At 72.6% G+C, this 19,331-nt stretch carries 21 protein-coding genes; 4 read left to right on the top strand and 17 right to left on the bottom strand.

Annotated elements, in window-relative coordinates; translation table 11 throughout:
• Positions 1–20 precede the first annotated feature (20 nt).
• Positions 21–1,172 (bottom strand): hypothetical protein, encoded by a 1,152-nt coding sequence (locus tag ACZ60Q_RS08805; RefSeq protein WP_469631273.1) that lies wholly within the window; start codon positions 1,170–1,172, stop codon positions 21–23.
• A gap of 258 nt (positions 1,173–1,430) precedes the next feature.
• Here ACZ60Q_RS08805 and ACZ60Q_RS08800 point away from each other — a divergent pair, with 258 nt between their 5' ends.
• Positions 1,431–2,000: a hypothetical protein gene (locus ACZ60Q_RS08800; protein ID WP_469630373.1), complete on the top strand. Its 570-nt coding sequence runs from the start codon at positions 1,431–1,433 to the stop codon at positions 1,998–2,000.
• A gap of 48 nt (positions 2,001–2,048) precedes the next feature.
• Here ACZ60Q_RS08800 and ACZ60Q_RS08795 read toward each other — a convergent pair whose 3' ends face one another.
• Both ACZ60Q_RS08795 and ACZ60Q_RS08790 read right to left on the bottom strand, forming a co-directional pair.
• Positions 2,049–2,414 carry a hypothetical protein gene (locus ACZ60Q_RS08795; RefSeq protein WP_469630371.1) on the bottom strand — a complete coding sequence of 122 codons (366 nt, stop codon included), beginning with the start codon at positions 2,412–2,414 and terminating at the stop codon, positions 2,049–2,051.
• A gap of 14 nt (positions 2,415–2,428) precedes the next feature.
• On the bottom strand, positions 2,429–3,682 hold the full coding sequence (locus ACZ60Q_RS08790; RefSeq protein ID WP_469630368.1) for a helix-turn-helix domain-containing protein: 1,254 nt from the start codon (positions 3,680–3,682) through the stop codon (positions 2,429–2,431).
• Positions 3,683–4,091: 409 nt separating this feature from the next.
• Between ACZ60Q_RS08790 and ACZ60Q_RS08785 the strand changes: the two genes are divergently transcribed.
• Entirely contained in the window at positions 4,092–4,409 is a 318-nt protein-coding gene (locus tag ACZ60Q_RS08785) for a hypothetical protein (RefSeq protein WP_469630365.1), read from the top strand.
• 245 nt (positions 4,410–4,654) lie between these two features.
• Here ACZ60Q_RS08785 and cobM read toward each other — a convergent pair whose 3' ends face one another.
• On the bottom strand, positions 4,655–5,404 hold the full coding sequence (cobM, locus tag ACZ60Q_RS08780; RefSeq protein ID WP_469630364.1) for a precorrin-4 C(11)-methyltransferase: 750 nt from the start codon (positions 5,402–5,404) through the stop codon (positions 4,655–4,657).
• Complete coding sequence (gene cbiE / locus ACZ60Q_RS08775; protein WP_469630361.1) at positions 5,401–6,678, bottom strand: precorrin-6y C5,15-methyltransferase (decarboxylating) subunit CbiE; 1,278 nt, start codon at positions 6,676–6,678, stop codon at positions 5,401–5,403. Before cbiE ends, cobM begins: the two co-directional genes overlap by 4 nt.
• Positions 6,679–6,889: 211 nt before the next feature.
• On the opposite strand from cbiE, the gene ACZ60Q_RS08770 reads away from it, so the two are divergent.
• Positions 6,890–7,300 (top strand): YciI family protein, encoded by a 411-nt coding sequence (locus ACZ60Q_RS08770; protein ID WP_469630358.1) that lies wholly within the window; start codon positions 6,890–6,892, stop codon positions 7,298–7,300.
• Between the two features lie 20 nt (positions 7,301–7,320).
• Positions 7,321–8,574, top strand: coding sequence for an RNA polymerase sigma factor (locus tag ACZ60Q_RS08765; protein ID WP_469630355.1), 1,254 nt, complete (start codon positions 7,321–7,323; stop codon positions 8,572–8,574).
• A gap of 31 nt (positions 8,575–8,605) precedes the next feature.
• On the opposite strand, the gene ACZ60Q_RS08760 is transcribed toward ACZ60Q_RS08765, so the two are convergent.
• The 12 genes from ACZ60Q_RS08760 to ACZ60Q_RS08705 all read right to left on the bottom strand — a co-directional run bounded on the left by ACZ60Q_RS08760 (position 8,606) and on the right by ACZ60Q_RS08705 (position 19,259).
• Positions 8,606–9,130, bottom strand: coding sequence for an NADase-type glycan-binding domain-containing protein (locus ACZ60Q_RS08760; RefSeq protein ID WP_469631271.1), 525 nt, complete (start codon positions 9,128–9,130; stop codon positions 8,606–8,608).
• A 587-nt stretch (positions 9,131–9,717) separates the two neighbouring features.
• On the bottom strand, positions 9,718–10,278 hold the full coding sequence (locus tag ACZ60Q_RS08755) for a phage tail protein (protein ID WP_469630354.1): 561 nt from the start codon (positions 10,276–10,278) through the stop codon (positions 9,718–9,720).
• A gap of 4 nt (positions 10,279–10,282) precedes the next feature.
• Entirely contained in the window at positions 10,283–12,268 is a 1,986-nt protein-coding gene (locus ACZ60Q_RS08750) for a putative baseplate assembly protein (RefSeq protein ID WP_469630351.1), read from the bottom strand.
• Positions 12,265–12,705, bottom strand: a complete 441-nt coding sequence (locus ACZ60Q_RS08745) for a GPW/gp25 family protein (RefSeq protein WP_469630349.1) — start codon at positions 12,703–12,705, stop codon at positions 12,265–12,267. Before ACZ60Q_RS08745 ends, ACZ60Q_RS08750 begins: the two co-directional genes overlap by 4 nt.
• Positions 12,706–12,714: 9 nt before the next feature.
• The gene (locus ACZ60Q_RS08740; RefSeq protein ID WP_469630346.1) at positions 12,715–13,005 is read right to left on the bottom strand and encodes a PAAR domain-containing protein; all 291 of its coding nucleotides are present in this window, start codon (positions 13,003–13,005) and stop codon (positions 12,715–12,717) included.
• Between the two features lie 34 nt (positions 13,006–13,039).
• On the bottom strand, positions 13,040–15,001 hold the full coding sequence (locus ACZ60Q_RS08735; RefSeq protein WP_469630343.1) for a VgrG-related protein: 1,962 nt from the start codon (positions 14,999–15,001) through the stop codon (positions 13,040–13,042).
• The gene (locus ACZ60Q_RS08730) at positions 15,001–15,849 is read right to left on the bottom strand and encodes a CIS tube protein (RefSeq protein WP_469630340.1); all 849 of its coding nucleotides are present in this window, start codon (positions 15,847–15,849) and stop codon (positions 15,001–15,003) included. The genes ACZ60Q_RS08735 and ACZ60Q_RS08730 overlap by 1 nt, the downstream gene beginning before the upstream one ends.
• A 5-nt stretch (positions 15,850–15,854) precedes the next feature.
• Positions 15,855–16,292: a phage tail protein gene (locus ACZ60Q_RS08725; protein WP_018488496.1), complete on the bottom strand. Its 438-nt coding sequence runs from the start codon at positions 16,290–16,292 to the stop codon at positions 15,855–15,857.
• 50 nt (positions 16,293–16,342) lie between these two features.
• Complete coding sequence (locus ACZ60Q_RS08720; RefSeq protein ID WP_469630337.1) at positions 16,343–16,885, bottom strand: hypothetical protein; 543 nt, start codon at positions 16,883–16,885, stop codon at positions 16,343–16,345.
• Between the two features lie 1,332 nt (positions 16,886–18,217).
• Positions 18,218–18,361: a DUF6760 family protein gene (locus ACZ60Q_RS08715; protein ID WP_007457431.1), complete on the bottom strand. Its 144-nt coding sequence runs from the start codon at positions 18,359–18,361 to the stop codon at positions 18,218–18,220.
• Positions 18,358–18,816, bottom strand: a complete 459-nt coding sequence (locus ACZ60Q_RS08710) for a hypothetical protein (RefSeq protein WP_469630334.1) — start codon at positions 18,814–18,816, stop codon at positions 18,358–18,360. Before ACZ60Q_RS08710 ends, ACZ60Q_RS08715 begins: the two co-directional genes overlap by 4 nt.
• The gene (locus ACZ60Q_RS08705) at positions 18,816–19,259 is read right to left on the bottom strand and encodes a phage tail protein (protein ID WP_469630331.1); all 444 of its coding nucleotides are present in this window, start codon (positions 19,257–19,259) and stop codon (positions 18,816–18,818) included. Before ACZ60Q_RS08705 ends, ACZ60Q_RS08710 begins: the two co-directional genes overlap by 1 nt.
• Between the last annotated feature and the right edge of the window lie 72 nt (positions 19,260–19,331).

The raw sequence follows: 19,331 nt of genomic DNA, 5'->3' as shown, positions 1-19,331 counted from the left end.
GCGAGGCGTCTGCCAGGGGCTCAGCCCCTTACCCCGTGCCCGTGCCCGGCGGCGACCCGTTCACCGCCGGGCACGGGCACGGCTGCGTCGGCATCGGGGCCCTCCGCCTGCCGGGCGGCGGCAGCGGCGGTGGCAGCGGCCAGCCTTCCCCGCCACCCACCGAGTTGCTCCCGCGCCTGCCAGTCGTCGGCATCGCCCCCGAGATCGGCGATGCGGTGCTCGGCCCAACGGTTCCAGGCGGCGGCCTGCCGGCAGTCGGGGCACTCGGTCTCTCCGGCCATGGCCCGGAAGACATGCTCGGTGCCGGGCCCGGCGCAGATGACGAGCGGCGCGACGTACCGGGGGACGGCGGGCGGGGGCGGCGGAGGCGGCGAGGTCAGGGGCGCCGACTCCGGCTCCACGCCCGGCGCGGGCAGGACGGCCTCGGGCATCATCAGCTCCAGCCGGTGCCGCAGGAACCCCACGGCGCACCGGACCCCGTCCTGCGGCAGATTGCTGCTCAGCACCCGCCGCAACTCGCCCCCGGACACCCCGCGCCGCATCCACTCCACCACCTGCTCGACCAGCGAACGAGCCTGGGCAACGCCGAGCCGAAGCTCACGGCTGGCATGGCGAAGCGACAACAACACCCGCTCGGCCTCGACGCCTTCGGGCGACAACGGCTCCAAGCCCGCCCCCGCACGAGGGGTTTCGGTGGGTGGGTGGGGAAAGTTCTTCTCCCGTTCTTCGTCTACCGGTAGTTGATGACCGGCCCTCCGGGACCCCGGCTGACCGACGGTCGGAAACCGCGCACTCGGAGACGGGGCAACACCACCACCGACACCTCCATCGACACCGATTCCGGCATCGCACCAGAGCGCGACAGCCTCACCCTCGGCCAACGGCACATTGGCGAACACCTGCTGGGTCACCCAACGCCCGCGCTCCCCACAGAACCGCCGCTCATGCACGAACCCGCACAGGACCAACTGCTCCTTGGCCCGCTGGAACGCCCGCCCTTTGATGCCCAGCTTCCGGGCATGCTCGGACAACGCCAGATGTGTGCCGCCGTCCGGCAACCCCTGAACGTAGAGAATCAGAACCTTCGCGTCACTGCACAGACGCGGATGACGCACGACGTCGTGCGAAGCCTTCGTGTAGCGCCGAGAGGGCGCGATAGCATGCCAGAGCATCCCGGTGGACTCCGTGTTTCCACTAGTTGGGTGAAGGCCCTCGGCACGGTGCTCGAACACCACCGGGGGCCGCCCCATGCGCGGGAGCACACAGAGCGTGATGACACAATCACGTTAGCGCAGCACACAGTTCGCGATGGACCATCGGCTCAACATGCCACCCGAACGGGGACACGAACCGGCCTGCCGTGGAGAGAATTCAGCGGGGGCCGGCCACGCTCCCCCGGCGGAGCGGATGGCGCACAAGGAGGCCGACGGATGAACCGACCACTGCTCTTCCTCGACGTGGACGGCCCGCTCAACCCCTATGCCGCGCAGCCCGAGCGACGCCCCGACGGCTACGTCACGCTCAGGGTGCCGCTGGGCAACGGAAGGCCGGGAGACGACAGCGTCCTCCCAAGCCGACGACGGCCCCTGCGGGTCTGGCTCAACCCGGGACACGGGCCCGCCCTGCTGCGACTGGGCTACGAACTGTGTTGGGCCACCACGTGGATGGCCGAGGCGAACCGGTGGATCTCCCCGGCACTCGGCCTGCCCGAACTCCCCTTCGTGGACTTCGGCGACGCCCTGTTCCGAGAACGCCCCGACGGAGTCCACTGGAAGACGGGCCCCTTGGTGGACTACGCCGCCGGCCGCCCCTTCGCCTGGGTCGACGACGAACAGGGCGACCCGGACCACACGTACGTGGCCGCGCACCACGAGGGCCCCGCCCTTCTCCACCACGTCAACCCGAGAATCGGTCTGCGCGAGGGCGACTTCCACACCCTCACCGACTTCGCACGCGCCCTGAACAGGCCAGAGGGACCCGGAGGCCCCGATCCGGGCTGAGCACGCGCGGACGCCCTGATCCAATGCAGAAACACCGACCCGGTCCGCTCAGGACCATCCCTTCTCAATGGCGTCGAAAATGTCGGCATCGGTTTCCTGCTGCCAGACCGGAAGACCGGGCCAGTCCGCGACATAGCCCGGCTTGGGATCATCGAAGTGCCTGAACATCTGGGCCGTCCAGCAGGTCGCGACGAAACGCCCGCGCTGTTCACGCGAAAGCCGGGAAGCATGCCCGTCGCTGATCTCGACGAACCGGCGCACCTGCTCGTACACAGCCCCGGCCGCTTCGCGCTCCCACTGCGGGGTGTCCTCCCACGGGGTGACGTAACCGGCCTTCGGCTCGCCGGGGAAATGGCGGCGCACTCCCGCGATCCAGGCTTCCCGGAACAGTCGTGCACCCTCGGTCTGCGACATGCCATTCCCTCTCGTCACGGTGTGCTCAGCGCGGCGATCTCCGCCCCCAGCTCCGCCACGCGATGGTCACGGCTCAGAGGACCGAACTCGCCGTACAGGTTTCGGAGTCTACGGACGACGTATCCGGATCCGGAGGCTCGCGCCAGCGCGACGGCCTCCTTGCCGTACGCGACGACCTGCTCGGGATCCCGGCGCCTCGCCCCGATCGCCGCCAGGTCCGTCAACACCGCACCCCTGCGCCGGTAGGACTGTCCCGGCGCCAGGGCTGTCTGCTCCAACGCCCTTGTCAGGGCGTCCTCCGCACGATCCAGACGCCCGAGCTGTACGTAGCATGATCCCCGCTCCTCGGCCAGGCGCGCGCCGTCGAACCGGAGCCACCCCCTGTTGACGCTGTCCGAGGCGAGATCGCGAACGGCCTCGGCGCGCCCCATCGCGCGCTCACACGCGTCCAGGTCGCCGAGCGCGGCATAGACCTCGGCCTGTACGGATGCGACCCAGTGGCGGGTCGAGAGATTCTTGTCGCCCCGGCCGGCGAGACGTTCGGCAGCGCCGAGCAGTTGCGCGGCCGAGCGGTAGCGCTGCTCGGACATGTCCACGTAGGCATGCCGGACGAGCGCACACGCCCACAGGTCGTACGCCTGGGCGTCCTTGCTGACCGAAGCGGCCAGAGTGTAGGAAGCCACGGCATCGGAATACCGATTCCCGTCGAACGCCACCTCGCCCGCCAACTGAAACAGATCCGCCGCCACGTTCAGCAGGGCCCGAGTACTTCCATGACGGCCCGCGAGAGCCTCGTTCAGCGTATCGAGCTGATCGCGCACCACGGGGTACACGGACTCCTTGGAGCGCGACCGTTGGTAGACCTGCCAGAGATGGCTGGTCATCCGGGCGAAATCGGCGGGCACGCCACACCGGACCCCCTGGTCCAGCGCTTCGGCCTCGTCCACAGGCAAGACGGTCAGTGCGCCACTGACGGTCAGGATGCGCAGGAACTCGCGGCGAATCATCTCGTCAGGGTCTCCCGCGTTCGGGGGCTCACTGGATGGGTGCCCGACGGCTTCCCGGCCGATGGTTCGTGGCTGCGCCAGGAAGGCGTCCAGTTCTTGAAGGCTGACTTCGAGGGCAGCGGCCAGGCCTCGCCGCTGGAGTGGCTGCGGTCTGGTCCGGCCGCTCTCCCAGCGTCCGACCGTTGTGCGGTCCACACCGACCAACTGGGCGCACTTCTCCTGACTGTAGCCCAAGGCCCTACGCCGCTCCGCCAGTCCCATGGCACCCGCTTCCCGCAGCTCCGACGCCTCCGACACTCGTGCACGAATCTGCATCAAGAGTGCCGCAACGATGCCGTGGATACCGCCGACTCCCTGCGCTTTCCTGGTTGTTGACCCGGACGAGTGCCGGACTGAGCGAAGGAGTCCGCATCATGCCCAGGAGAGACGAGACCTCTGCGTACGAGCCCCCGGGCGACAGGCAGACCCCCCACCTCATCACAGAACCGCGCGTCCTCCTGAGGCTCAGAGTGTCCCGTGACTCAGGCCGAACGTGGGGACAGGCCACAGAAGTACGGGAGGACGAGAACCTGCCGCCTCTGGACAACCCAGGTGCCCTTCCTCCCTGCGCCTGCCTCCGTTGCTCTCCTCGGACGCCCCGAGCCGAAGACCCGCCCGCGAGGTTGTCGTGATGAAGTGCGTCCACTGGCACCACCTGCCGCTCGACCTGACGCGGGAGGCACGTAGCAAGGCACCGGGTGCACACCTGGACAGAGCCGTCCAGTGCTACCTGTCCACCCACGAGGGCGACGAGCACTACGGCTTCCTCACCGAACTCGACGGGTACGGGACCGCCCTGTGGCTGCGCTGGTACGGAGAGGACAAGGTGGAGGTGGTCACCCTCCCGGACTGCCCGACGCTGAGCACCGGTGCGAACGGAGACGGCTGCTGCCTTTTCGCCGGTCACGTCCAGCATCACACTTGGGAAGACGCACAGAAAATGGCCTGACGCGCCAATTGAACGCGAGTCCTCACCACGGCCGGTACCTCGTCGCACGGCTCGGAACTCGTGCTGGGACGCGGATTCCCCGATCGCCGCACGAGCAGTTCGTCCCGATCCGTCGGGACGTGGACGTGGCGAGGGCGGCGGGCCTGCCCCATGTGGCGGGCCGCACGGGCTCGACGAGGCGTCTCGCAGAAGGCAACGCCTCGTCGCCGCTCATCCCGCGGTGCGGCTCCGCGCGCCCGGGGTACTCAGCTCTCCCCCCGGTCCCGCCCCACCGCGTACAGGTGGCTGTCCCGGAACTGCTCCGCGCCCAGGGTCCGGCCCACCATGATGACCGCCGTCCGGATCACCCCCGCCGCCTTCACCTGCTCGGCGATCGACTCCAGCGGGCCCCGCAGGATGATCTCGTCCGGGCGGGACGCCATCGCCACCACCGCCGCCGGGCAGTCCGCCCCGTAGTGCGGGAGCAGCTCCTCCACCACCCGGTCCACGTACCGCGCCGCCAGGTGCAGCACGATCAGCGCGCCGCCGCGGCCCAGCGTCGCCAGGTCCTCGCCCTCCGGCATCGCCGTGGCGCGCTGCGCGACGCGGGTCAGGATGACCGTCTGACCGACCGTCGGGACCGTCAGCTCACGCTTCAGTGCCGCCGCCGCCGCCGCGAACGCGGGGACTCCGGGCACCACTTCGTACGGGACTCCCGCCTCGTCCAGCCGCTTCATCTGCTCGTTGACCGCGCTGAACACCGACGGGTCGCCCGAGTGCAGCCTCGCCACGTCGTGGCCGTCCGCGTGGGCCCGGACCAGCTCGGCGGTGATCTGCTCGATGTCCAGGTTCGCCGTGTCGATCAGGCGGGCGTCCTTCGGGCACTCGGCCAGCAGTTCCACCGGGACCAGGCTGCCCGCGTACAGGCAGACCGGGCTGGCGGCGAGGATCCGGGCGCCGCGCACCGTGATCAGGTCGGCCGCGCCGGGGCCCGCGCCGATGAAGTACACGGTCATGGTCTGTCTCCAATGTGCGAACTTGTCTCTGAAGCCGTGGGTTTGGTCACCGACCACTGCGTCACGGGCATCGCCTGACGCCAGCCGGTGAAGCCGCCGACCGGAACGGCGTGGGCCACCGCGAGGCGCACCAGCTCGCCGCCGTGCGCCTTGTGCCGTTCGGCCAGCAGCGCCTCCGACTCCAGCGTCACCGTGTTCGCGACCAGCCGGCCCCCCGGCCGCAACGCCTCCCAGCACGCGTCGAGCAGGCCCGGCGCGGTCAGGCCGCCGCCGATGAACACCGCGTCCGGCGCCTCCAGTCCGGCCAGCGACGCGGGGGCCGGACCGGTGACGACCGTCAGGGCGGGGGCTCCCAGGCGGTCCGCGTTACGGGTGATCCGCTCGGCCCGCACCGGGTCCCGTTCCACGCTCACCGCCCGGCAGGACGGGTGCGCCCGCAGCCACTCGATCGCGATCGAGCCGGAGCCTCCGCCCACGTCCCAGAGCAGTTCGCCGGGCGCGGGCGCCAGGGTCCCGAGCGTGGCGGCCCGGATGTGGCGCTTGGTGAGCTGGCCGTCGTGTTCGTACGCCGCGTCCGGCAGCCCCGGCACCGCGCCCAGCCGCAGCGCTGCCGCCGACGCCCGGCACTCGACCGCGATGACGTTCAGAGGGTCCGCCGGCGCGTGCTCCCACGTCTCCGCGAGGCCGTCCACGTACGCCTCGCCCTCGCCGCCCAGTTGTTCCAGCACCCGCAGCCGGCTCGGGCCGAAGCCGTGGGACGCCAGGAGCGCGGCGACCGTCGCGGGCGTGCCCGCGTCCGCGCTCAGGACCAGCAGCCGGTGGCCCTCGTACAGCGACGCCGCGAGACGCGCCGCCGGACGGCCCACCAGCGTCACGACCTCCGTGTCCTCCAGCGGCCAGCCGAGGCGCGCGCAGGCGTACGAGACGGACGACGGGTGCGGCAGCACGCGCAGCCCCTCCGGCCCCAGCTCCTCCGCCAGCGCGCGCCCGATCCCGTAGAACATCGGGTCCCCGCTGGCCAGCACCGCGATCCGGCGCTCCCGGTGCTCGGCGAGCAGCCGGGGAACAGCCGGCCTCAACGGGGACGGCCAGCTCACCCGGGCGCCCGCGCACTCCGGCGGCAGCAGGTCCAGCTGACGCGCCCCTCCGATCAGCACCTCCGCCGCGCACAGCGCCTCCCGTGCCGTCCCGGACAGGCCGGGCCAGCCGTCCGCGCCGATCCCCACGACGGAGACGGGGTGCGGAAGGACAGCGGGGGCAGGGGCGGCAGACACGGTCGGGACCTCGTTCAGCGGGGGAGGAGGAAGAGGAGGAGGCGGGCTCAACGCTGCCGAACTTTACTGAACCTCGCGTTCCACCCCCTCCGGCGGGTGAATCCGAAAGAAACTTCGCGCGTGGTGTCGAGAACCCCGGACCGGCCCCGACGTCCCCTGTGCAAGAGGAAAAACGAACCACGAGCGAACAAGCGACCAGGAGGCGACAATCATGAAGTATCTGGTGATGGTGCAGGGCAGCCAGGCGGACTACGACGTGCAGGCCGGCAAGGGCGACGCGGACAGCCCGGTCTGGGACGAGAAGGCCATGCGGGAGATGTTCGCCTACATGGGCAGCGTCAACGACGACCTCGCCGAGTCGGGCGAGCTGGTCACCGGCTACGGGTTGCGGGAGCCCGCCTCGGGCCGGGCCGTCAGCCTCGACGCCGAAGGCCGTCCGGTGGTCTCGGACGGGCCGTACAGCGAGACGAAGGAGCTGCTCGCCGGGTTCTGGGTGCTCGACTGCGAGAGCCTGGAGAGGGTGACCGAGATCGCGGCCCGTGTGGCACGCTGTCCGCAGCCGGCCGGGGCGCCCGACTACCCGGTGCTCATCCGGCCCATCGAGGGCGGGACCGGCGACTGACACAACACCCGAGGACGCGGATGGACCGTACGACCGACGTCATCATCGAGGACCTGCTGCGCCGCCACGCGCCGCAGGTCCTCGGCGCGCTCGTACGCCGGTACGGGCACTTCGACCCGGCCGAGGACTCCGTCCAGGAGGCCCTGATCGCGGCCGCCGAGCAGTGGCCGCGGGACGGGATCCCCGACAACCCGCGCGGCTGGCTGATCCGGGTCGCCTCCCGCCGCCTCACCGACCGGTTCCGCAGCGACGAGGCCCGTCGCAGGCGGGAGGAGACGGCGGCGGCCCTCACCCCGGCGGACGCGTTTGTCGCGCCGCCGCCCGGGGAAGGCCCATCCGGCCTGGGCCGGGCCCCCTCCGAGGACGACACCCTCACCCTGCTCTTCCTCTGCTGCCACCCCTCGCTCACCCCCGCCGCCCAGATCGCGCTCACGCTGCGCGCGGTCGGCGGTCTCACCACGGCGGAGATCGCCCGCGCCCACCTGGTGCCGGAGGCGACGATGGCGCAGCGGATCAGCCGGGCCAAGCGGACGGTGCGCGGTACGCGGTTCCGGCGGCCGGACGCCCACGACCTCGACCAGCGGCTCGGCGCCGCGCTCCAGGTCCTCTACCTGATCTTCAACGAGGGCTACACCGCCACCGCCGGCCCCGACCTCCACCGCACGGACCTGGCGCGCGAGGCGATCCGGCTGACCCGCGCCGTCCGCCGGCTGCTGCCCCACGAGGGTCGGGTGACCGGGCTGCTGGCGCTGATGGTCCTCACCGAGGCACGCACCCCGGCGCGCACCGGGCCGGACGGCGAGCTGATCCCGCTCAACGAACAGGACCGGGCGCTCTGGGACCGTACGGCCGTCGCGGAAGGCACCGCGCTGGCCGAGGAGGCCCTCGCCCAGGGGCCCGCCGGGGACTACCAGCTCCAGGCCGCGATCGCCGCCCTCCACGACGAGGCGGAGCGCGCCGAGGACACCGACTGGCCGCAGATCCTCGCCCTCTACGACCTCCTCGTGCGGCGCACCCCCGACCCCGCCGCCGCGCTGGGCCGGGCGGTCGCCGTGGCCATGGCGCACGGGCCCCGGGCGGGGCTGGCGGCGGTCGACGCCCTGACGGGGACGGCGGAACACCACTACCGGCTCGACGCCGTACGCGGGCATCTCCTGGAGCGGGCCGGGGAAGCGGACGCCGCCCGGGCCGCCTACCGCGCAGCCGCGGACGGCACGCTCAGCGAACCCGAGGCCCGCTATCTGCGCAGGCGCGCGGACCGGCTGAACCCGTAACAGGCGCCCCCGGCCTCCCCGGTGGGGCGGTTCACTCCCGCCTCCCGAAGAACTCGATCTCCGCGACCGCCGTCCGCCGGTCCTTCCCCGAGCCGTACGCCGAACCGACCGTGAGCCGGGCCTTGACCGTGTCCGAACCCCGTACGTCGAAGGTCTGCTGGCCCGCCTGGTCGCGCAGCCGGATCGTCCGGTCGGTCCGCTCCCCGTCCTTCGACGTCAGCTCCACCGTGAGCCGCGCCGGGCGGCCCTGCGCCAGGAACTCGTCCTGGCGCGCCGACACCCCGGAGAACACCACGATCTTCATCATCCGCACCGGCTGTGCGAAGTCGCACTCCAGGTACTCCCCGACGCCTTCGCCGGTCTCCTTCGGCGCCCAGTAACGGTTGTTGAACCCGTCGAACGCCGCCGCCGCCGGGTGCCCGCGCGCCTCGCCGGAGCCCCGGCAGACGGCGGGCGGCACGGACTCCGGGGTACCGGTCTCCTCCTTGGCGAAGCCGAACAGGCCCGAGAGATGCGGCAGCGCGAACCAGACACCCACCGCCAGCAGGATCAGCACGATGGGCAACCCGACCCTCGGCCGCCGCCACCCGCGCCGCGGACGCGCCCCCGCCACGCGCGTCTGCCGGGGCCGACCGCGCAGGATCCGCCGCCACCACGGCAGCCGGGGCCCGGGGGCGGGCCCCGGGTCCAGGAGCAGGGCGCAGCGGACGCACAACGTGCGGCCCGGGGCGTTCTCCGTACGGCAGTTGGGGCAGACGACCGGCGCGCCGACGGGCTCCGGGCCGGGCGGCCCAGGGGCGGGGTCCGGCCCGGCGTCCGGCCACGCGTCCGGCCCGGGAGCCGGACCGGGCGGGCTCTCACCCGGACGCCGGGTTGTGTTCGGCGTGTGGGGTGCCTGGGGTGTGTTGGGTGCCTGGGGGGCGTGGGGTGTGTCAGGTGCCTGGGGCGCGTGGGGCGTGTCGGTTGCCTGGGGTGTGTCCGGCGCGTGGGGCGCGTGGGGTGTGTCGGGGGCCTGGGGCGCATGAGGCAGGGCCGGCGCGTTCGGCGCGGGCGGTGCCTCTCCCTCCTCCCACCCCAGGAACGCCTCGCACGCCACACAGAACTCCCGCCCGGGTGGGTTCCGGTGCCCGCACTCGTCGCAGATCACAGCAGCTCCAGCGTGAATCCGACGTGCGCCGGGACCTCGGCCCCGATCAGCTCCTCCAGCCGCACCCGGTCCGGCTGCCGGACTCCGGCCCGGTCACCGTCACCGTCCCCTCCGGACGCCCGGATCCGGATGGTCACCCACGGGAGGTCCTGGCCCGGCAGCGCGGTGCCGGGCCCGGTCGACCAGGCGGTACCGCCGCTCTCGACGATCTCCGGTTCCGTACCGGTCTCCAGCCGGAGCGCCTCCGCCAGGCCGCCCACCGTGCCACGTCGGGCGTGCCGCGCCACCGCGCCGCGCACCGCCGCCCGGCGCAGCTCCGGCGGGCTGCCCTCGTGGGGGTCGACGGCCACCCACCGGGCCAGCCAGTCGAGGAAGTCGTCGGGGGCGCTGCGCGGGTCCAGGTGCGCGGGCAGGTTGTCGATGGAGAGGAGGACGGGTGCGAGGACGTCGTCCAGGGCGGCCAGGAACCGCTGGAGGAAGTCCTGTTCCAGGTAGACGGCGGGGAGCCGGTCCATCAGGGGGTGCGGGGTCGGCAGCCCCGGGATTCCACCACGCATCGGATCAGGCCCCCCTCACCCGGAGCTGGTGCTCGTAGCTGAAGACCAGCGCGTGCGGGTCCAGCGCGATCTTCGCGGTGGCGTCGGTGCGTTCGCCGGTGACCGGGTCGGCCCGGTACAGGCGGACGTCCTCCACCAGGTCGACCCCCGGCACCCGCTGGAGCACGGCGAACGCCTCCCCGGACTGGACGGGCCTGCCGAACGGCCAGCCGTCCCCGCCCGGCCCGCCGGTGAGCGGGTTGAAGTACCCGTACAACGCGGCCAGCGCACTCTCGCGGACCCTCTCCGCGAGAGCCCCGCGCTCCGCCTGGACCAGGGCGACGACGGTGACGCCCTGGTAGAACGGCGGCTCGACGACCAGCCGCGCCCCGATCGGCCGCCGGGCGTCCAGGTGACCGGCGATCAGGGCGAGCGTGTTCGCGGGCGGGATCAGCTCGTCGAACTCGATCCGGCCCTGCTCGTCGCCGCTCCCGGCGGGGACGACGAGCAGCCGCACCCCGCCCGCGTCGGAAGCCTCCGCGCCGTCCCGTGCACCGGCCCGGATGCAGTGGACCCGGGCCGCGTCCGGGGCGATCTCCCGGGCGAGGAGCTCGTAGTCGTGCGGGACGACCGCCCGGTGCAGGGTCCGCAGGGTCATGGGCCCGCGCACCCGGGCGCTGTCGACGCTCTCCCCGTCCACGCCGCCGAGCGCCGGGCGACGGTTCTCGACCCGGGCGACGTAAGGGATCGCGCTGCGCAGGACGCGGAGCGTGGAGCGGGCGACGTTGCCGCGCAGCCCGCCGCCCCTGCGGTAGGAGCGGACCCGGACGGTGGCACCCTTGACCGGGACCCGGCCGTAATGGCGTACGGAGCCGTCCCGTTCGCGTACGGCGGGCCCGAACTCGACGCGCCCCGTGTTCGGGTCGAGCGTGACGTGCCGGTCCTCGGGGGCGGAGTGCGCGAAGTCGTCGACCCGGGGCCAGCGGGTGACGTCCGAACCTCCGCCCGTGGTGCCGGCGGCGGCCGGGTCCGTCACCTCGACCACGAACTCCCCCGGCACCACCGGGGGCCGGGCCAGCCGGAACACCTGCCCGGGAACGCCCTCCGCCTGCCCCAGCACCTCGTCGGTGACGGTCTCGGCGTGCTCGGCCGCCACCGTCGCGCCGATGGTGAACGCGGTGATGCCACGCACGACGGGCGGGGCCATGTACCTCGGCTGCCCCGGCTCCGCCTCGATCAGCCGGCAGCGCAGCCAGCCCCCGGTGCGCCGGACGACGGCCGCCGGGACATGGGTTCTCGGCAGGTGGAGGATCAGCTCGCCGGACCGGTTGAAGCCGCCCGTGTCGTCCTTCTCCACCTCGCAGACCGCCCAACTCGACCCGTCCCAGGCCTCCCAGAGGATCGGCGGCCGTGCCGGATCGACGCCCACGCCGTCCACCGTGCAGTCCAGCCGGAGCGCCAGTACGCCCGCGGGCACGGCGGCCGACAGGCCGACGTACAGACAGTCGCCGGGGGCGGGCGTCGCACCGAAGACGGGCACGTCCCGGCCGAGTGCCAGCTCCTCGGTCCGGTCGACGGCCTCCCCGGGCGAGGGCCAGGTGGCCAGGTGGGCGAAGGCGCACGGCGCGATGGAGAGCGGCTCGGAGGTGGTGAAGACGACCGCCTCCTCCGTCTCCGTACGGACGGTGGCGACTTCCGTACCTGCGCGGACCAGCACGGGTTCCGGGCGGGGCGCGGAGAGCCGGAACGTCACCTCGGTGTGGGCGGCGGTCGGCGGGTGGAGCCTTACCCCGATCAGGTCGAGGAAGGTCAGATAGCTCTTCTCCGGGACCCGGTTCACCCGGTAGACGAGCTGGTCGACCATGGTCGCGAACGCCTCGATCAGCGTCACCCCGGGATCGGAGACGTTGTGGTCGGTCCACTCCGGGCAGCGCTGCTGCACCAGGCGTTTCGCCTCGTCGACCAGGCCCTGGAAGGTGCGGTCGTCCAGATGCGGGCTGGGCAGGGTCATGCGCCCATCTCCTCGTCGTCGGCCGGTCCCCCGGTCGTCCCGGTGTGCTGCGGGATCACGTAGAACGGGAAGACGAGGTTGCGGGGGTCGTTCGCACCACGCACGGTGTAGCCGATGTCGATGTAGAGGACGCCGTTGTCGGCCTCGTCGAACCGGACGACGACCTCGGTCACCTCGACCCGGGGCTCCCAGCGCTCCAGCGCGAGCCGCACCTCGTACGCGAGCTGCCCGGCGGTCCCCGCGTCCGCCGGGGCGAACACGTAGTCGTTGACCGCGCAGCCGAACTCCGGCCGCATCGGCCGCTCCCCCGGCGAGGTCGCCAGGATCAGCCGGATCGACTCCTCCAGCTCGTGCTCGCCGCGCACCAGGGCGATGGACCCGGTGGCGTCCGTGCGCGGCGGGAACGCCCAGCCCGCGCCGATGAACTGCTGTCCCATGGGTCCGGTTCACCCGCCGATCAGTACGGTCGGGCAGCCGGACACCACCGGGGAGCCGCAGCCCGCCAGGTCTCCGACGCGGGCGGCCGGCCGCCCGCCGATGAACACCGTCGAACTGCCGGGCGGCGCGAGGACGGTCGGCGGATGGGCGGCGGGCGAGGAGCACAGGTGGGCGGTCCCGACGGTGGCGGCGGGCCTCCCGCCGATGAGCACGGACAGGACCCCGGGCGGCCCGACCGTGCCGGGATGGCCCGTGGGGTCGCCGACCCGGGCTGCCGGGGCGGCTGTTGCGTCGGACATGCGTGCGCTCCTCCCGTCCACGTCTGGGACAACGTCAGTTGAGCTTGATCACGGGCGAGTTGACCGTCACCGAACCTCCGCTCCTGATCTCCGTGCGGCGGCTCCCGTCGACCGTGACCTCACCGCCCCGCACCTCCACCGGGCCTTGGGCCGCGATGCCGACCTTTCCGTTTCCGCCGTCCACGGACACACCCTTCCTCGCGGTCAACGTGACGCTCTCACCGGCGAGTTCGAGTGCCCCGCGTCCCGCGTCCAGGGCGACGCCGTCGGCCGCCCGGATGGAGATCCGCTCCTTGGCCTCGATCGTCACGCTGCCATCGCTGCCGATGACGATGGCGGTGCCCCTGCGGTCGAGATCGATGGTGAGCTTGCCGTCGCCGGTACGGAGGCGGACGCCCTGCGGGCCGTTCGCCGCGTCCAGCAGCTCCAGCTGGTTTCCGCTCTTCGACGCGAAGGCGCGGCGGTTCACCGCGCCGGTGGTGGGATCGACGAGTTCATCCCCACCACCGCCACTGCCCGCGCCTCCGGAACCACCGGAACCACCGGATGCGCCGGATGCCCCAGGGCCGCCTGGAGCACCCGAGGCACCGGCGGATGGGCTCCCGCCGCCCCCGCCCCCCGGCCGGTCCTGCCCGTTGTACAGACCCGCCAGGACGTACGGCCGGTCCAGATGCCCGTGCTCGAAGCCGACCAGCACCTCATCGCCCACCTCCGGGATGAACGCCTCCCCGCCCCCCGTCCCATTGGCCTGCGCCGTGCGCGCCCAGTCACTCGCGTACTCGTCGGACAGCCACGGGAACCGCACCTTGACCCGCCCCGACCCCTCCGGGTCCTGCGTGTCCGTCACCGTCCCGCTGACCAGCCCCGCACACCGCGAACCACCCGCTGCCGCCGGGGAGCCGCCCGTCAGCCCGTACACCGAACGCTCCTGCTGCCCCGACACGGTGATCCAGGTCTCGTACCCGCGTACGGCGTCGAAGACATGGCGCGAGGTCGTCACCGTGTACCGGCCCTCGAACGGCGCGCCCACCGCGTTCAGCGCCACCGCGGTGCCCGCCCGCACCTCCGGGTTCCCCCGGATCACCGCCTCCAGCTCGGCGAACGACCCGGCGATCCGTTCCGCCAGCGCCTTCGCCGCCTGGTCGACCTGGGCCTGTGTCCCGTACGCCGCGTCGGTCACCACGAACCGGGCCTCGCCGAACGGGGCCGACACGTCCGCCGCCGTCACCCCCAGCTCCAGCGTCGGGGACGAGCCAGCCGGGGCCCGGCCCACCAACGGCTGCTTCGCCCGGACGTCCCAGCCCCGCACCTCCACCTCGGAGACCTGCTCGGCGGCCGACACCCCGGCCCGGCAGCTCAGCAGATTGCTGCCCAGCTCCAGGACGAGCGGATCGCGGTCGGCGCGCGCCGAGGCGTCGGGCGCGCCGCCCGCCTCCGCCGGCTTCGTGACGTGGAGCTGCCCGTCCCGTACGTACGCCTGCGCGCCCGCCTCCTCCGCGAGGCCGCGCACGAACTCCCAGTCGGTGATGTTGGGCTGGGCGATATGTTCCAGTACGGGCCCGGCGATGTCGACGGGGCCCGGCTTCAGCCCGGCGCGCTGGGCGACCTGGCCGCAGACGTCAGCGAGGGTCATGTTCTGGTAGCTGGCCACCCGGCGCCCCCGGAACAGCCGGTGCGACTCGTCGAACCCCCGGACGACGGTGAACGTGCCGGACTCGTCGAGCTCCACCTCCAGCGCGGTGACGACCCCCTCCAGCAGCGGCTTCGGGGCGGTGTCGCCGCCCGCGCGGGCCAGCAGCCGGGCCTCGGTGCCGATCTTCAGCCCGGCCTGTTCCAGGAACACCCGATCGGGGTCACGGAACCGCAGCAGAAACAGGTCGGGAAGCGTACGGCTGTCGTCGACATAGCCCTCGACCAGCGTGTTCACGAACTTCGCGGGCAGCGGCGTACCTCCGAACTCCACCGTCAGCGCCGTGGAGACCCCCTGCCCCGCCATCAGCCCCGCCCCCGATCCCGGCGGCCGGCCCCGGTGGCGCCCCGACCCGCCTCGTCCCGGAGCCGGGCCGCCTCGTCCCGGAGCCGGGCCAGCTCGTCCAGGGCGGGCAGCAGGAGCTGGGTGCCGGGGGCAAGCCGCATCGGGTCGTCGATCCCGTTCGCCTCGGCGATCACCCGCCAGGCCCCGGGGTCCCCGTACTCCTGGTGGGCGAGCGAGGGCAGCGAGTCGCCCGAGCCGACGCGGTGGACGCGCCGGGCGGCCAGCACGCCCGAGGTCGGGTTCTGGCCGGGCGTCTCGCCGCTGATCTCCTCCATGGTGACCTGGCAGACCGCCCGGATCGGCACGCCCGAGGTCGTGAACAGGGTGTACTTGGCGGCGACTTGGCTGACGTAACCGGGAAAGCCCGTCAGTCCGCCCCAGTGGAAGACCACCCACGGCGGGGACGACCGCTGCTGCTGCCGGGTCTCGGCCGTCGGCACACAGCACGCGAAGAGCTGCTCCACTGAGGTGACGACCCGGGTGTCCTGGGTGTCGCTGGCGTCGAAGAACATCTCGACGGTGAGCTTGCTGGGCTGCGATCCCTGATATTCCGGTGGCCCCGAACTCTTCGCCCCCTTCGCCGGACTCCGCTTCCAGGACGCCGCCTTGGTGAGGCTCAGCTCCTTGGGGTTGAACTGGAAGTCGATCCGCCCGCACGGCCCGCCGGGCGTCAGCCCGCCCCCGGTCGGCGGGGTCCGCAGCTCCAGGTAGGCGTGCTCCAGCTTGGGCCGCGCCGAACCGCCCTTCGCCGCCGAGGCCACCCCCGACGTACCGGCCGCGCTGAACGCGATGGGACCCGCACCGCTCATCGCCCTCAGCCCTCCATCACGTAACCGTGGTGGGCGATCTCGATGGTCTCCATCGCGACCTTGGGCGATTCGGGCGTGAACGAAGGCCCGGTCCACCGCACCGGCACGACCTCCAACAGCCCCCACTGGGCGACCTTCTGCCCGTCCCCGGTGCGCGCCTCGATATGCGCGGTCTTCCGGCTGAACCCGGTGGTCATCGTGGCGAACCAGCGCGCCACCTTTTCCGTCTCCCGGGTGAGCGGGCGCGACAGCTTCACGTTGGAGTACTTCAGCCGGGTCGGCAGCTGCCACAGATGCCCGTTGTTGCCGCCCTCCTCCCGGGTTTCGAGCACCACTTCGCAGCCGAGGCCCTCGCACGTGTTGAACGACCCGAGCTCGATGTCGTCGATGGTCACGACGAAGCAGACGCTGACGGCGGGGTCGCTGTCCTGGGCGGTGGCCATGACACGTACCTCTCAGTTCGGTCGAGCAGCCGGGCGGGCGATCGGGGCGTTCAGTGGCGGGTGTTGATGAGATGACCGGCGCGTTCGCGTTCCAGCCGGAGATCGTTCTTCAGGAGCCGGCTCAGCGGGGCGTACAGGGCCCGGACCAGCTCGTCCGTGACGGCGGGAGCCCCCTTGCCGTCCTTCGGGGCGGCCCCGGCGTTCCCCGTCTCCGTTACGGGTCCGGGCTCGGCGTCCCCGCCGCCCTCCGGTTCCGTCACCGGGTCGGGCTCGGGCGGCGGCGGTTCCTCGACGGCCTCCGCGATCTCGGCGGCCCGCTGGACGACCGGCCGCGAGGTGCCGGAGGCCGGTGCGCCCCGGAAGACGACGCTGCCGTCGGCCATCCGCTGCGCCACCCCGGCGGCCACCGCGACGGCCCCGGCCGAGAGCCGTCCCCGCGCACTGCCGGAACCCGGCAGGGAACGCGCCACCGAGACCGGCACCGGAGGCCCTCCGGCTGCCTGCCGCTGAAGGGGCGCGGCGGAGGCGTGCAGGGTGCCAGTGGGGGCGGACAACGGGGGCGCGGGCCCCACGGAGACCCCGCGACCGTTCATCGGCCCCCCGCCCTCCACCCCGGTCCACCGGACCGGGACGCCCTCGGGGGGCGAGGCGGACCCGCCCGGGTCCGACGCGGGTCCCCCGGCGGGCCCGGAACGCGGCTCCGCGGCACGCTGTACGTCGACGTTCCGCGGAACCAGGGGCCGGTCGCCCAGGAGGGGGGCGACGGGCCCGCTGTCAGGCAGGGCGGGCGGGGCGGGGGGCGGACCGGAGAGGCCGGGCGGGCCGGCCGACCGCTGGACGGAACTTCCGGCATCTCCGGCGTCAGCCCCATCACCCACGTCACCCACGTCGCCCGCGGATGCCGGCGCGCCCACCGTGAGGTCATCGGGACGGCTCGGGGACACCTCCCCCACCAGCGGATCGTCACCGAGCAAGGGAGCGGTGGGCTGGTCCGCTCCCCCCGCCCGAACGGCATCGGGAAAGCCGGGCACAGCCGGGGCAGCGGGCGGAGCCTGGCTCGCGGATCCATCCGGGGCGGAGGCGGCCCGACGCTGGGCGGTCGGCGGCAGACCGGGCAGGGGCGCTCCGAGCCCGGGAGCCCGCCGGGGCCGCTCCCCCGCAGGAGGCATCGCAGTCCGCTGAACGCCGATGCTGCCGGATTCCGGACCGGGTCCTGCGGCGGGCGGCCGCACCGGAGCCGGAGGTTCCGGCACCACGGCCCGCTCACCCACCAAACGCCGTACCGGCAACTCCTCCACGTCCCCGGGACCGCCCCCGGTCCCCGCGACGGACGTCATGGCCGCGCCCTCACCCTCGTCACCCTCGTACGCACGCTGTACGGGTACGGGTACGGGTACGGATTCCGGTACAGGTACGGGTACGGGTACGAGTGCGGGGAGGGCCGGCAGCTCCGGCGAGCGCGCGGACACGGCACCGACCCCCGTCACCGCACCCGGGCGCGAGCTCTCGGCGGCTCCCCGCAACGGCATGTCCACGGAGCGCTGGGCCGCGACCGGCGACGGCGGGGCGGTCTCCGCGACACCGACTCCGTGCACGAGCCCACCCGGAGCGTCCGGGCTCACCAGATGTCCGAGCGGGGTTCCGAGCGCGGTGTCCTGTCGGGTGGTGAGTGATGCCTCGAACGCCTGTGGTCCCAGCGTCAGTTGCTGCCCCAACACCATCCGCTGCATCGGCGCGATCCGGTTCACGTCGACACGGTCGGCGCGATCGGCCACCGGCGCGGGCACCGGCACCGGCCCACCACCGGAGGCACTACCGGAGGCATCACCGGGCGCGGCTCCGCCACCGAGTCCTCCCCGCAGCCAGGACATCAACCCCATGAGCTTCTCGTCCTCCCCTGCACGGTGTGTGCCGCCCGGCCGCCGCTAGTGCCCGTTGAGGCGGGCGACCTGCGCGACGAACTTCAGGCGTTCCGGATGTTCCAGGTCCAGCAGGTCGTCCAGCGGCCAGTGGAAGTGGTAGGCGAGGTACGCGACCTCCTCGTAGAGCAGGTCGGCCGCGTACGTCACGATTCCCCCAGGCGGCCACCGGCGAGATTCACCGCGAACTCCTCGTCGCAGGACGGGCAGGTGACGGCGGCGCGGGTGTGGCCCTCGGCGTTGATCCGGCGGTAGAAGTCCTGGAGGAAGGCCAGATCGGAGGCGAACAGATCCTCGATGACGCCGGGGTGGATGTCCTCGACCGTGCCGATGCGCGTCACGACCCGGGAGATGAGCACCACCGACAGATAGGCCGAGTTCTCCCTCACCCGGTCGTCCCGCAGGGGGACCAGCTCGTCGCGCGCGGTGGCGAGCCGCATCACGCCCGCACGGTGGACGGTCCCCGAATCGTCGACGTAACCGCGCGGCAGCTCGAACCCGAACTCCGTTCGCAGTGGATCCTGTTGACGCGCCGAGCCGTCCCGCGATCCGGCCGCCCCGGCCTCGGCCTGCTCCGGCCGCTGGAACTGGACCGAGCGGCGCATCAGTCGAGTTCCATGCTCTCGTAGGTGATCGCCAGTTTCTCGGTCAGCACCGAGGTGTCGCCGGCCTTGAGGGTGCCGATCTCCAGGGACTTCGGCCAGGCGTTGATGAGCTTGTAGCGCTTGATCGGCAGGCCCTCGTAGTCGTAGACGATGACGGCGCCGTTGCGGCGGGCGTTCGTCATGCGGCCGAACCGTGAGTCCTTGATCCACCGCTCGAAGCTGGTGTCCTCGGTGAGCCCGCGCGTCACGGTGACCTCACCTGCCTTGGGGCGGCCGGGCAGCTTCTTGATGGCGTACTTGCCGTCGAAGGTGTTCTGCTTCAGCTCGATGACGTCCTGCTCCATCTTCAGACCACTGACCTCGGTGATCTGCTTGATGATGACGCTGTCGAATTCGAGGCCGAAGGAATGCCCGACGGAACTGTCGAGATCGGGAAGTGGCACAGCAGACTCCTTACGCCGGGCTCAGGAACGGGCTGTCAACGGTCGGCGGTCGGCGGTCGGCGGTCGGCGGTC

This window comes from Streptomyces sp. NPDC104313, from assembly GCF_055583985.1.
The sequence above is the reverse complement of the archived record's forward strand: the minus strand, read 5'-3'. Positions and strand labels throughout refer to the sequence as shown.